Source organism: Streptomyces sp. URMC 127 (genome assembly GCF_051386535.1).
Lineage (GTDB): Bacteria > Actinomycetota > Actinomycetes > Streptomycetales > Streptomycetaceae > Streptomyces.
In genome coordinates this window covers 1-12,621 of sequence record NZ_JBPQTW010000063.1, presented here as the reverse complement: position 1 = coordinate 12,621, position 12,621 = coordinate 1, and the positions used below count along the sequence as shown (strand labels likewise).

Sequence of the window (12,621 nt, the reverse complement as noted above, 5' to 3'; positions counted from 1 at the left end):
AACCGGGCCGTTCTGCATTCCCGCAGGCCGAAAACCTCTCTTGATCAGATGCCTCTCCCTGTCTAGCGTGCGTCCGAACGTGGTTTGAGCACCCGATTAAATCGTTCGATTACTAGGTGGGGCAGGCGACATGACCTCGATCTTCCAGCGCGCCATGGGTGCTGAATTCGACCGGCTGCATCCGCAGCTCCAACGCCGCTTCTCCGTCGGCCTCGACAGCGGTGAAGCCTGCACCGGCACAGGCAGCATGGATGAGATCCTGCACGGCCGCAGCTTCGTACGGCCCTTCCTCGCGCTCGGGGGCAGCCGGAACGTCCTTGTGCCGCGCGCCGGACGGAACATCCCCTTCGTCATCGAGAACGTCCCCTACCGCGACGCGTACGGCCGCGAGACCGTCACCTTCGTCCGCACGTTCCGCTTCCCCGGCCGCCCGCACCGTTTCGACGCCACGATGGTCTTCAGCCCGGAGCGGGACTGCATCGTCGACTACCTCGGCACCCACCAGCACCTCGCCAGCGACCTCCGCTTCAGCGCCGACCGCACCGGAGCCCTCGTCATCCGCTCCGGCGAGCACCGCTTCCGCGAAGGCCCCGTCGACGCGCGCGTACCGCACCTGATCGGCGGCGATGCCGTCGCCCGAGAGTCCTACGACGAGGAGGCGGGCCGTTTCCGCATCGACGTCCGTGTGACCAATCGCCGCTTCGGCCTCCTCGTCGGCTACCGCGGTTCGTTCACCGTGCAGTACGAGGCCGTGGCAACGCGCGGGGTGAGGGCGGGGCTGCGGCCGGTGCGGGAGGAGGCTCGGGTCTGAGGGCGCAGGGGTGGGCGTTCGCCGGGCGGGACCGAGGGCCGGCCCCAGCCGACGCGACCGACGTGGATCACCACGATGGTGACGGATTCCGCGGAGATCTCGTAGAGGACGCGATACCGGCCCACGTGCAGCCTGGAAGGGTCGCTCACGCTCCAGGCCAAGTCGCATCCGGACATCCTCATGAGGGATGCCAACCACCGTGCCGGAGGCTTTCGCGATGCGGTGCCTCAGCGCCCTGGCCGGGCCGGTGCTGGCCGGCACGCGGTCGGCCACGCTCGGGGACGTCCTGGGCGAGGGCGATCTGTTCGTCCTCGGCCGGTCGCTGATCCGGATCGTCACGCAGGGCGCGCAGCTCGCCGGGTTCGCGGCGGGAGGGCTGCTGATGTGTGCGATGCCCGCCGGGACGATTCTCGGCGAGGTGCTGGCCGGCTCGCTCCTGGGGCCCCGCGGCCGGGAACGCCTCACCCTGCCCGCGGCGGCCCTGCTCCTGCTGCCCTTCCTGTTCTACGTGCTGAAGCCGTCGCTCGGCTGGTCCCTGGCCGCCGTGGCGCTGGCCGGTCTGGGCGCCGCGTACACCCTTGGCCTGGACCAGTGGTTCGTCGCCGCGGTGCCCGAAGAGCTGCGCGGGCGCGCGATGACCCTGCAGACGGCGGGGACGATGACCGTCCAGGGGCTGGGCATGGCGCTTGCCGGGGCGGCCGCCGAACTCGCCCCCGTGCACTGGGTCGTGGCGGGCAGCGGCCTGATCGGAACCCTTGTGGTCGGGAGCGTCGTACGGCTTGTCGTAGGCTCTGCGTGATCCACGATCAAGGTCTGCAGGGGGAGTTGCCATGCTCGACGTGTTCACCGGCGGCACGAAGAAGTCCGGCGCCGACTTCGAGGTCGTCGTGCTGCGCGACTCGCACGCGGCGGCCACGGCGATACGCGAGGCGCTGGCGACCGCCGGCGCCGAGGAGCGTCCCGGCCTGGAGCGCGCCGCCGCGCTGATCGCCGAGCACGCGGCCCGCCCCGAGCGCGAGGTGCGGGCCGAGTGGGTGCGCGGCATCCTGGCCGAGGCCGGGGTCGACGCGCGTAGTCAGGAGCTCCACGCCATCAAGGCGCTGCGCAGGGCCGAGCGCGGGCTGAGCCTCGCGACGGCGGTGCGGCTGGTGCGCGAGGCCGCCGCCGTGGCCGCGGAGCCGGGGCGTTCCGTGCCGTCCGGGATCTGAGATACGCCCGTCCGGGAAATGACCGAACGGTAGGCTCGGGACCGTGCCCAAGCCGCTCAGCCTCCCCTTCGACCCCATCGCCCGAGCCGACGAGCTCTGGAAGCAGCGGTGGGGCTCCGTGCCGTCGATGGCGGCGATCACGTCGATCATGCGGGCCCACCAGATCCTGCTGGGGCAGGTCGACGCGGTGGTCAAGCCGTACGGGCTGACGTTCGCGCGCTACGAGGCGCTGGTGCTGCTGACGTTCAGCAAGGCCGGGGAGCTGCCGATGTCGAAGATCGGCGAGCGGCTGATGGTGCATCCGACGTCGGTGACCAACACCGTGGACCGGCTGGTGGCCTCCGGGCTCGTCGCCAAGCGGCCCAACCCCAAGGACGGCCGCGGCACGCTCGCGTCGATCACGGAGAAGGGGCGCGAGGTGGTCGACGCGGCCACGCGCGACCTGATGGCGATGGACTTCGGCCTGGGCGCGTACGACGCGGAGGAGTGCGGGGAGATCTTCGAGATGCTGCGGCCGCTCCGGGTGGCGGCGGGCGATTTCGAGGACGAGGGTTAGCCACGAAGGTTCGCGCCGTGCGGGCGGGGCGGCGAAGATCGGCCCCGGTCGGCCGGTTACGCTCGTTGTCATGAAGAAGAGCGTCCTGACCCGATACCGCGTGATGGCCTACGCCACTGCCGTGATGCTGCTGGTGCTCTGCGCGAGCATGGTCCTCAAGTACGGCTTCGACACGGGCGCGAACGTCACCCTCGTGATCTCCCAGATCCACGGCGTGCTCTTCATCATCTACCTGGTCTTCGCCTTCGACCTCGGCTCCAAGGCCCGCTGGAAGTTCGGCAAGCTGCTGTGGGTGCTGGTCTCCGGCACGATCCCGACGGCCGCGTTCTTCGTCGAGCGGCAGGTCGTGCGCGAGGTCGAGCCCCTGCTGGAGGGGGCGCCCGCGCAGGCGACCGCCTGACCCTGCCGGCTGCCCCCGCCGGCGCAGCCGGACCGCGCCCCGCCCCGGACACCTCTTGTGTTCGGGGCGCTCTTGCGCGACGATTTACTAGGACGTCCTACTAAATTCGCGCAACGGGGCACGGAGAGGCAGACGAGACCACCATGGACGCAAGCGCAATCGAGGCGGGCCGCAGCCGCTGGCAGGCGCGGTTCGACGCCGCGCGCAAGCGCGAGGCCGACTTCACCACCCTCTCCGGCGACGAGGTCGACCCGGTCTACGGTCCGCGCCCCGGCGACACCTACGAGGGCTTCGAGCGCATCGGCTGGCCGGGGGAGTACCCCTTCACCCGCGGCCTGTACGCCACGGGCTACCGCGGCCGCACCTGGACCATCCGCCAGTTCGCCGGCTTCGGCAACGCCGAGCAGACCAACGAGCGCTACAAGATGATCCTCGCCAACGGCGGCGGCGGCCTCAGCGTGGCCTTCGACATGCCCACCCTCATGGGCCGCGACTCCGACGACCCGCGCTCCCTCGGCGAGGTCGGCCACTGCGGCGTCGCCATCGACTCCGCGGCCGACATGGAGGTCCTCTTCAAGGACATTCCCCTCGGCGACGTGACGACGTCGATGACGATCAGCGGTCCGGCCGTGCCCGTCTTCTGCATGTACCTCGTGGCCGCCGAGCGGCAGGGCGTCGACCCGGCCGTGCTCAACGGCACGCTGCAGACGGACATCTTCAAGGAGTACATCGCGCAGAAGGAGTGGCTCTTCCCGCCCGAGCCCCACCTGCGCCTCATCGGCGACCTGATGGAGCACTGCAGCCGCACCATCCCCGCCTACAAGCCCCTGTCCGTCTCCGGCTACCACATCCGCGAGGCCGGGGCCACGGCCGCGCAGGAGCTCGCCTACACCCTGGCCGACGGCTTCGGGTACGTGGAGCTCGGCCTGAGCCGCGGCCTCGACGTCGACACCTTCGCGCCCGGCCTGTCCTTCTTCTTCGACGCCCACGTCGACTTCTTCGAGGAGATCGCCAAGTTCCGCGCGGCCCGCCGCATCTGGGCCCGCTGGATGAAGGAGGTCTACGGCGCGAAGTCCGAGAAGGCGCAGTGGCTGCGCTTCCACACCCAGACCGCGGGCGTCTCCCTGACCGCGCAGCAGCCGTACAACAACGTCGTGCGGACGGCCGTGGAGGCCCTCGCCGCCGTCCTCGGCGGCACGAACTCCCTGCACACCAACGCCCTCGACGAGACCCTCGCGCTGCCCAGCGAGCAGGCCGCGGAGATCGCGCTGCGCACCCAGCAGGTGCTGATGGAGGAGACCGGCGTCGCCAACGTCGCCGACCCCCTCGGCGGCGCCTGGTACGTCGAGCAGCTCACCGACCGGATCGAGGCCGACGCCGAGAAGATCTTCGAGCAGATCAAGGAGCGGGGCCTGCGGGCGCACCCCGACGGGCGGCACCCCATCGGGCCCGTCACCTCCGGCATCCTGCGCGGCATCGAGGACGGCTGGTTCACCGGCGAGATCGCCGAGAGCGCCTTCCGCTACCAGCAGGCGCTGGAGAAGGGCGACAAGCGGGTCGTCGGCGTCAACTGCCACCACGGCTCGGTCACGGGCGACCTGGAGATCCTGCGCGTCAGCCACGAGGTGGAGCGCGAGCAGGTCCGCGTCCTGGCCGCCCGTAAGACCGGCCGGGACGACGCCCGCGTACGGGCCTGCCTGGAGGCCATGCTGGCCGCCGCCCGCGACGGGTCGAACATGATCGAGCCGATGCTGGAGGCGGTCCGGGCCGAGGCCACGCTCGGCGAGATCTGCGACGCCCTGCGGGAGGAGTGGGGGATCTACGTGGAGCCGGCCGGCTTCTGAGCGCTCCGGGCTCCGTCCCGGATACCGGCCCCGGACGGGCCTGGTGCTGCCGCGGTCCCGGCGGCGCCAGGCCCGTCCGGCGTGTGCGGGCGCCGCCCCGGCCCGGTCAGGAGCCCCGCAGGCCGCCGATCAGGAGCGCGGCGAAGCCGCGGGCCCACTCCGGGTCCACCGGCTCCGCGCTGACCAGGGTGCGGTGCACCACCGCGCCCGCAATGACGTCGAAGATGAGGTCGGCCGTACGGGCCGCCGCCGCGGCATCGTCCTCGCGGGGAAGCTCGCCGCGGCGCTGCGCCCGGTCACGGCCGAGCAGCACCAGGGACTTCTGGCGGTCGACGATGGCCGAGCGGATGCGGTCGCGGAGCGCGCCGTCACGCGTGGACTCGGCCACGACGGCCATCAGGGCGGTCTTGGTCTCCGGGCGCTCCAGCAGCGCCGCGAACTGCAGGACGACGTTCTCGACGTCGGCCTGAAGGCTGCCCCGGTCCGGCAGTTCCAGATGCTCGTCGAAGAGCGCCGCCACCGCGTCCACGACGAGCTCGCTCTTGCCCGCCCAGCGCCGGTAGAGCGTGGTCTTGGCGACGCCCGCGCGGGCGGCGACGTCGCCCATCGTCAGCTTCCCCCAGCCCAGCTCGACCAGCGCGGCGCGCGTCGCGTCCAGGATCGCGCGGTCGGCCTCGGGGCTGCGCGGGCGGCCGGTGCGGCGCGGCGCGGGGGAGGAGGCGGCGGAGCTCATGGCACCGGACCCTACCGCTGGGTAGCCCCGTGGGCGGGAAGGGCTTGCGGAAGGGGCGGGGGGTGCAGTTACGCTACGGCTCGTAGCGTAAGAGCGACAACCACGGACGCCGGGTGGGGACCCGGCGTCGCACCGCCACCGCTATTTTTCCGGTTCGCGCGCCGAGGGGGGAGGATAGGGCCCATGCAGCCACGGAACATGTCCATGAGTGGAGTGGTCGACCTCGCCGCGGTGAAGGCGGCCGGGGAAGCCAAGCAGAAGGCGGAGCAGGCCCGGGCCGAGGCCGCCCGCAGGGGCGCGCCGCCCGCCGCCGCCGGCCGCCTGGTCTTCGACGTCGACGAGGCCGGCTTCGAGGCCCAGGTCCTGCAGCGCTCCGCCGAAGTGCCCGTCGTCATCGACTTCTGGGCCGACTGGTGCGAGCCGTGCAAGCAGCTCGGCCCGCTCCTGGAGCGGCTGGCCGCCGAGTACGCGGGCCGCTTCGTGCTCGCCAAGGTCGACGTCGAGGCCAATCAGCTCCTCTTCCAGCAGTTCGGCGTGCAGTCGATCCCCGCGGTCTTCGCGGTGGTGGCGGGCCAGGCCCTGCCGCTGTTCCAGGGCGCCGCGCCGGAGGCGCAGATCCGTCAGGTGCTGGACCAGCTCGTGCAGGTGGCCGAGCAGCGCTTCGGCATCGTGGGCGCGCCGGTCTCCGCGGAGGCCGCCGAGGAGGGCCCGCAGGAGCCGGAGCAGCCGGCCGGTCCGTACGACGCGGCGCTGAGCCTCGCCCACGAGGCGCTGGACAAGGGCGACCTGGGCGGTGCGATCCAGGCGTACAAGAACGTGCTGGCGGACGACCCGGCCCATCCGGAGGCGAAGCTGGGCCTCGCGCAGGCGGAGCTCCTGCAGCGCGTCCAGGGCGTCGACCCGCAGGCGGTCCGCAAGGCCGCGGCGGACGCTCCCGGCGATGTGCAGGCGCAGATCGCGGCGGCCGACCTGGATCTGGTCGGCGGTCATGTCGAGGACGCCTTCGGCCGTCTGATCGACACGGTCAAGCGCACCGCGGGCGACGACCGCAACGCGGCCCGCGTGCGGCTGCTGGAGCTCTTCGAGGTGATCGGGGCGGACGACCCGCGGGTGAGTGCCGCGCGGACCGCGCTCTCTCGCGCACTGTTCTGACCCACATGACTCAACGGCCTCGCTTTACCAAAACTTGGTGAAAGCGGCCGCCGTTACTGCGAGTAAGAAAAGCCCGGGCTTTCGCCCGGGTTTTTCTTTTACCTCCGCTTCCGTCCGGGCACGGTGCGGCGACCTCCTCCCGCCCGCCGATGCGCACCGGACGCCCCGCGGTTATCGGCTCGTTACTCGCTAGTAATGAACCTCTTGTGCGGCAGCCGCGAATGCACCACGATCGGCCACGCTCGGTCCATTCCCCCAACCTGGCAGCCGGTCGGTGTCGGGGGGACGGGTCCCCACCGGGCGGACCGGCCCGCGCACGGGCCGGTTCAGGGACAGGGGGGTCCCCGCCGCACTTCCGGGCAGGGCCTGTCCCACCGGTTGCGCGAAGGCGTGGCCAAGTGGTTGTCGCTCGGGGGTGATCGCCGGTGTTCCCGGAGGCGTTGCGCGCCGCCGGACGCGGCGCTCTCCTTCCCGAGGGCGTAGCACGTCTCCCATCCCCGGGCGGATCCGCGACGCGGAGCCCGAGCCGGAGATGTACGTCCGAGAAGGAGGCAAGTCATGGAGTCTCAGACTCGCGGTGGGACCAGATGGCGGCGGTTCGCCGTCGTCATGGTGCCGAGCGTCGCGGCGACGGCCGCGATCGGCGTGGCCATAGCCCAGGGCGCGCTGGCGGCGTCGTTCAGCGTGTCGGGCCAGCAGTTCCAGGTGACGGCAGGGAAGCTGCACGGCACCGGGTTCGTCCAGTACGGCGCCATGGACCAGACGAAGGCGGGCGCCAAGCCCGTCGCGGTGGTCGGCATCAACGAGGCGCAGATCAGCAAGCTCTGCCAGGCGGTCACGATCCCCATCCCGGTCATCGGCAAGAAGGTGTCGATGAAGCTGGAGGCGGGCGGCGACAAGCAGGTCACGGCGGAGAAGCTGTACATCGACGCCGAGGACATGAAGGCCAACGCCACGTTCAAGAACGTCGACATCGGCGTGTCCGTGGACAACACGACCAAGGGGCCGGGGCCTGCGGCCGAGGGCAAGAACCACGAGGGCCAGCACGTGCCCGGCTCGTTCGCCCAGCAGGCGGACGAGGTCTGGTTCGACAGCGTCGACCAGAAGGCCTGGGCCACCTCGGCCGGAACGTTCACGCTCCCCGGTCTGCACATGGGCATCAACTGGGGCGAGGCCCAGTGCGACGTGCCCAAGGGCTGACCCACTGAACGGGCCGGTACGGGGCGGGCGCTCCCGCACCCGTACCGCGTCCGCGCCGTACCGAAGAACATGCCCCCGAGGAGTTGTCCGCCATGAGCGTCGACACGCGACCCCAGCAGGCCGGTTCATTCGGCCGCGCCCGCCGTTCGTTCCGGGAGTGGCGCTGGCAACGCCCGTTCTGGGGCGGCCTGTGGACCCTGCTCGCCGGATTCCCGATCATGTACATCCCCTACCAGACCATGACGCTGGGCGACCTGCACATCCGCATGGCCACCACGGCGGGCGCCGGCTCGCTGATCATAGGGGTGCTGCTGGTCGTCCTCGGCCTGACGCTCTGGTTCCAGCAGCAGTCGCGGATCTTCGCCGGGGTCGCGGCCATCCTGCTCGCGCTGGTCTCCCTCGTGGTCTCCAACTTCGGCGCGTTCCTCGTCGGTTTCCTGCTCGCCCTCGTCGGCGGCGCCCTCGGGGTGTCGTGGGCGCCGGGCCGCCCGGCGGGCGCCGCGGCACGGCCGGAGCAGGGGCCCGCGCCCGCGGCCGGGCCCGCCGTGTCGCTCAGCAAGGAGCGGGACGGAGGCGACCGTGGCGAGTGAGGGGCCGCGCCACGCCGCGCCCAGAAAGCCGCTCCTCGCCCGGCTGCACATGCCGGCGGGCAAGGCCGTCGCCATCGTGGCGATGCCGAGCGCCGTCCTCATGGGCATGGGGCTCACCCCGACGCTGGCCGCCGCGAAGCCCGCGCCCAAGAAGCTGTTCGACGGCGCGTGCGCTACGGCGCCGGATGCGGCGCCGGAGAGCGGGAGCCCGGAGTCGGAGAAGCCGGCCGAGCCGAGCGGCAAGCCGGGCGAGAAGCCGAGCGAGAAGCCGGGCAGTGGTCCGAGCACCGCCCCGAGCGCGGGTGCGTCCGCGGCCCCCGGCAAGCAGAGGGAGCCGGAGAAGAAGCCGGCGGCGCCCGGGAAGTCCGCGTCCCCGAAGCCCGCCGCGTCCTCCGGCTCGCCGTCCCCGGCGGCCCCTTCTCCTTCGCCGTCCCCCTCCGCCTCCAAGGCCCGGAACCCCCTCGACCCGCTGGGCCTCGGGGACAAGCTCCACGACATCCTGACCGGCGGGGCGAAGCCGCCTGCGGCGGGCTCGCCGAGCTCCCCGGTTTCCCCGGCCCCGGCGGCCCCGCCGTCCTCGGCGCCCGCTCCCGGGCCCTCGGCCGGGCCCGGCAAGGCTCGCAACGACCCGGCGGAGAAACCCTCCGGGCAGGAGAGCAAGGCCGCCCCCTCCGCGGGACCGTCCTCCGCCGGACCGTCCACGTCGCCGAGCCCGGGGCCCTCGGGCTCGACCTCGCCCTCGGCGGCACCGGAGCCGGGCGACGGCGAGCTGCCCCCCTGCCCCAAGGGCACCGTCGTGGACGAGAACGAGCACCACGCCTTCCCCAACCAGCCCTGGTACCTGGAGGCGAGCAAGCTCACCCTCACCGGGCTGACCTACGAGGGCATCAAGAAGATCACCATGGTGAACGGGCAGAAGAAGGACGTCCTCAAGTTCACCGCCGACTCGCTGGCGATCAAGGACCTGCACCAGATCGTCAACAACCAGGGCAAGCAGTACCACGTCGCGGGCATCGGCACGGAGTCCACCGTCACCGGCGGGAAGATCACCATGTACACGGAGGAGCTGAAGGGCAACCTGCTCGGGATCATCCCGGCGACGCACTCGCCCAGCATCCCGCCGCCGCTCATACCGGGCCTGAAGCTGCCGATCCCGGTCTTCTACACCAACGTCAAGATCCGTCAGGGCGGCCAGTTCGGCGGCACGCTGCACATCCCGAACCTGCACCAGTACATGACCGACGGCACGTACCCGTAAACACGTATCCGTAACGCACTGCCTGCACATACGGCCGTGGGGGGGGGGGGGGGCCTCCGTCCCCCCGCGAGGGGACGGAGGCCACGGCCGTCGTACGGGAAGACCCGCGTCAGCGGCTCTCGCCGCCCAGGTGGTGCACGCGCACCATGTTCGTCGTGCCGGGGACACCGGGCGGGGAGCCCGCCGTGATGATCATGGTGTCGCCGTCGTTGTAGCGCTTGAGCTTCAGCAGCTCCGCGTCGACGAGGTCGACCATCGCGTCCGTGTTCTCCACGTGCGGGACGACGAACGTCTCGACGCCCCAGCTCAGCGTGAGCTGGTTGCAGGTGGAGGCGTCCGTGGTGAAGGCCAGGATCGGCTGGGCCGCGCGGTAGCGGGACAGGCGGCGGGCGGTGTCACCGGACTTGGTGAAGGCCACCAGCGACTTGGCGCCCAGGAAGTCCGCGATCTCGCAGGCCGCGCGGGCGACCGAACCGCCCTGGGTGCGCGGCTTCTTGCCCGGGACCAGCGGCTGCAGGCCCTTGGAGAGCAGCTCCTCCTCGGCCGCCTCGACGATGCGGGACATCGTCTTGACGGTCTCGATCGGATACGCGCCGACGCTCGACTCGGCGGAGAGCATGACCGCGTCGGCGCCGTCGAGGATGGCGTTGGCGACGTCGGAGGCCTCGGCGCGGGTCGGGCGCGAGTTGGTGATCATCGACTCCATCATCTGGGTCGCGACGATCACCGGCTTGGCGTTGCGGCGGCACATCTCGATGAGGCGCTTCTGCACCATCGGGACCTTCTCCAGCGGGTACTCCACCGCGAGGTCGCCGCGGGCCACCATCACGCCGTCGAACGCCATGACGACGTCCTGCATGTTGGCGACGGCCTGCGGCTTCTCGACCTTGGCGATGACCGGCACCCGGCGGCCGACCTCGTCCATGACGCGGTGGACGTCGAGGACGTCCTTGGCGTCGCGGACGAAGGACAGGGCGACCATGTCGCAGCCCATGGCGAGGGCGAACTTCAGGTCCTCGACGTCCTTCTCGGACAGCGCCGGGACGTTCACCGCCGCGCCGGGCAGGTTGATGCCCTTGTGGTCGGAGATGACGCCGCCCTCGATCACGATGGTCCGCACGCGCGGGCCGTCGACCTCGGTGACGCGCAGCTCGACGTTGCCGTCGTTGATCAGGACCTGGTCGCCCTTGGCGACGTCGCCGGGCAGGCCCTTGTAGGTCGTGCCGCAGATCGTCTTGTCGCCGGGGACGTCCTCGGTGGTGATGGTGAACTCGTCACCGCGCACCAGCTCCACCGGGCCGTCCGCGAAGGTCTCCAGGCGGATCTTCGGGCCCTGCAGGTCGGCGAGGACGCCGACCGCCCGGCCGGTCTCCGCCGCGGCCTTGCGGAGGCGGTGGTACCGCTCCTCGTGCTCCGCGTGGGTCCCGTGGCTCATGTTGAAGCGGGCCACGTTCATGCCGGCCTCGATCAGCGTCTTCAGCTGCTCGAAGGAGTCGACGGCGGGGCCCAGGGTGCAGACGATTTTGGAACGGCGCATGGGGCAGATCCTATCGGTTTGTTTCGGAGCGGAATATTCGAGCTGTGGGAACGACCGACGTGCGGCCGGGGATCAAGCGCTGACCAGGTCGTACGTCTGGGTGGCGATCTCCAGCTCCTCGTCGGTGGGCACGACGGCGACGGCGACGCGGGCGTACTCGGGGGAGATCAGGCGCGGCTCGCCGGAGCGGACGGCGTTGAGGCCGGCGTCGACGGCGAGGCCGAGCTCCTCCAGGCCCGCGACGGCGGCCTCGCGGACCGGGGCGGCGTTCTCGCCGACGCCCGCGGTGAAGGCCACGGCGTCGACCTTGCCGAGCACGGCGTAGTAGGCGCCTATGTACTTCTTCAGCCGGTGCACGTAGATGTCGAAGGCGAGCTGCGCCTGCTCGTCGCCCTCGTCGATGCGGCGGCGGATCTCGCGCATGTCGTTGTCGCCGCACAGGCCGATCAGACCGCTCTTCTTGTTGAGCAGCGCGTCGATCTCGTCGGTGGACATCCCGGCGTTGCGGGACAGGTGGAGCAGGACCGCCGGGTCCAGATCGCCCGAGCGGGTGCCCATGACCAGGCCCTCCAGCGGGGTGAGGCCCATGGAGGTGTCGACGCAGCGGCCGCGCTCGACCGCGGAGGCCGAGGCGCCGTTGCCCAGGTGCAGCACGATCACGTTGACCTCGGAGGGGTCCTTGCCGAGCAGCTTCGCGGTCTCGCGCGAGACGTAGGCGTGCGAGGTGCCGTGGAAGCCGTAGCGGCGGATCATGTGCGCGTCGGCCGTGGCGGTGTCGATCGCGTAGCGGGCGGCGGCCTCCGGCATCGTGGTGTGGAAGGCCGTGTCGAAGACGGCGACCTGCGGCAGGTCGGGGCGGAGCGCCTGCGCGGTGCGGATGCCGGTGATGTTGGCCGGGTTGTGCAGCGGGGCCACCGGCACCAGGCGCTCGATCTCGGCGAGCACCTCGTCGGTGATCACGGTGGGGGCGGTGAACTTCTGGCCGCCGTGCACCACCCGGTGGCCGATCGCGGCGAGCTCCGGCGAGTCGAGGCCCAGCCCGTCCGCGGCCAGCTCCGCGGAGACCGCCTTCAGCGCGGCCTCGTGGTCGGCGATCGGCGCCTCCTTCTCGCGCTTGTCGCCGCCCGTGGCGAGCGGGGAGTGCACGAGGCGGGAGGTCTCCTCGCCGATGCGCTCGACCAGGCCCGCGGCCAGCCGGGCGCCGTCGGCCATGTCGAGCAGCTGGTACTTGACCGAGGAGGAGCCGGAGTTGAGGACGAGGACTCGGGTGGGGTTGGCAGTCATGAACGCTTTCCGGGTTGTGGGGGTCTCGACGTCGGGAGTGGGGGCTGG

12 protein-coding genes and 1 pseudogene are annotated in these 12,621 nt (G+C 71.5%); 10 read left to right on the top strand and 3 right to left on the bottom strand.

The features are described 5' to 3' along the window. Nucleotides 1-130 precede the first annotated feature (130 nt). From ACSNOH_RS15875 to ACSNOH_RS15850, 6 genes and pseudogenes are all read left to right on the top strand, one after another. A complete protein-coding gene (locus ACSNOH_RS15875) occupies nucleotides 131-811 on the top strand; it encodes a DUF4166 domain-containing protein (RefSeq protein WP_436721976.1) in 681 nt (226 codons plus the stop codon). A 193-nt stretch (nucleotides 812-1,004) separates the two neighbouring features. After that, a pseudogene (locus ACSNOH_RS15870) lies at nucleotides 1,005-1,610 on the top strand (hypothetical protein); the annotation flags it as partial. Between the two features lie 31 nt (nucleotides 1,611-1,641). Continuing rightward, complete coding sequence (locus ACSNOH_RS15865) at nucleotides 1,642-2,019, top strand: hypothetical protein (RefSeq protein WP_436721975.1); 378 nt, start codon at nucleotides 1,642-1,644, stop codon at nucleotides 2,017-2,019. Nucleotides 2,020-2,062: 43 nt separating this feature from the next. Next, nucleotides 2,063-2,575: a MarR family winged helix-turn-helix transcriptional regulator gene (locus ACSNOH_RS15860; RefSeq protein WP_436721974.1), complete on the top strand. Its 513-nt coding sequence runs from the start codon at nucleotides 2,063-2,065 to the stop codon at nucleotides 2,573-2,575. A 70-nt stretch (nucleotides 2,576-2,645) separates the two neighbouring features. After that, a complete protein-coding gene (locus tag ACSNOH_RS15855) occupies nucleotides 2,646-2,975 on the top strand; it encodes a DUF3817 domain-containing protein (protein WP_436721973.1) in 330 nt (109 codons plus the stop codon). Nucleotides 2,976-3,118: 143 nt separating this feature from the next. Then, a complete protein-coding gene (locus ACSNOH_RS15850; RefSeq protein ID WP_436721972.1) occupies nucleotides 3,119-4,819 on the top strand; it encodes an acyl-CoA mutase large subunit family protein in 1,701 nt (566 codons plus the stop codon). A 106-nt stretch (nucleotides 4,820-4,925) separates the two neighbouring features. On the opposite strand, the gene ACSNOH_RS15845 is transcribed toward ACSNOH_RS15850, so the two are convergent. Further along, nucleotides 4,926-5,552, bottom strand: coding sequence for a TetR/AcrR family transcriptional regulator (locus ACSNOH_RS15845; RefSeq protein ID WP_436721971.1), 627 nt, complete (start codon nucleotides 5,550-5,552; stop codon nucleotides 4,926-4,928). A gap of 183 nt (nucleotides 5,553-5,735) precedes the next feature. Between ACSNOH_RS15845 and ACSNOH_RS15840 the strand changes: the two genes are divergently transcribed. The 4 genes from ACSNOH_RS15840 to ACSNOH_RS15825 all read left to right on the top strand — a co-directional run bounded on the left by ACSNOH_RS15840 (nucleotide 5,736) and on the right by ACSNOH_RS15825 (nucleotide 9,752). Beyond that, nucleotides 5,736-6,704 (top strand): tetratricopeptide repeat protein, encoded by a 969-nt coding sequence (locus ACSNOH_RS15840; RefSeq protein ID WP_436721970.1) that lies wholly within the window; start codon nucleotides 5,736-5,738, stop codon nucleotides 6,702-6,704. A gap of 558 nt (nucleotides 6,705-7,262) precedes the next feature. Next, the gene (locus tag ACSNOH_RS15835) at nucleotides 7,263-7,904 is read left to right on the top strand and encodes a DUF6230 family protein (protein WP_436721969.1); all 642 of its coding nucleotides are present in this window, start codon (nucleotides 7,263-7,265) and stop codon (nucleotides 7,902-7,904) included. Between the two features lie 92 nt (nucleotides 7,905-7,996). Further along, nucleotides 7,997-8,494 carry a DUF6114 domain-containing protein gene (locus tag ACSNOH_RS15830; RefSeq protein WP_436721968.1) on the top strand — a complete coding sequence of 166 codons (498 nt, stop codon included), beginning with the start codon at nucleotides 7,997-7,999 and terminating at the stop codon, nucleotides 8,492-8,494. Further along, nucleotides 8,484-9,752 (top strand): hypothetical protein, encoded by a 1,269-nt coding sequence (locus ACSNOH_RS15825; RefSeq protein ID WP_436721967.1) that lies wholly within the window; start codon nucleotides 8,484-8,486, stop codon nucleotides 9,750-9,752. The genes ACSNOH_RS15830 and ACSNOH_RS15825 overlap by 11 nt, the downstream gene beginning before the upstream one ends. 109 nt (nucleotides 9,753-9,861) lie before the next feature. Here the strand turns inward: ACSNOH_RS15825 and pyk are convergent, their stop codons facing one another. Then, nucleotides 9,862-11,289: a pyruvate kinase gene (gene pyk / locus ACSNOH_RS15820; protein ID WP_436721966.1), complete on the bottom strand. Its 1,428-nt coding sequence runs from the start codon at nucleotides 11,287-11,289 to the stop codon at nucleotides 9,862-9,864. Between the two features lie 72 nt (nucleotides 11,290-11,361). Next, nucleotides 11,362-12,573: an acetate kinase gene (locus ACSNOH_RS15815; protein ID WP_436721965.1), complete on the bottom strand. Its 1,212-nt coding sequence runs from the start codon at nucleotides 12,571-12,573 to the stop codon at nucleotides 11,362-11,364. Nucleotides 12,574-12,621: the final 48 nt, after the last annotated feature.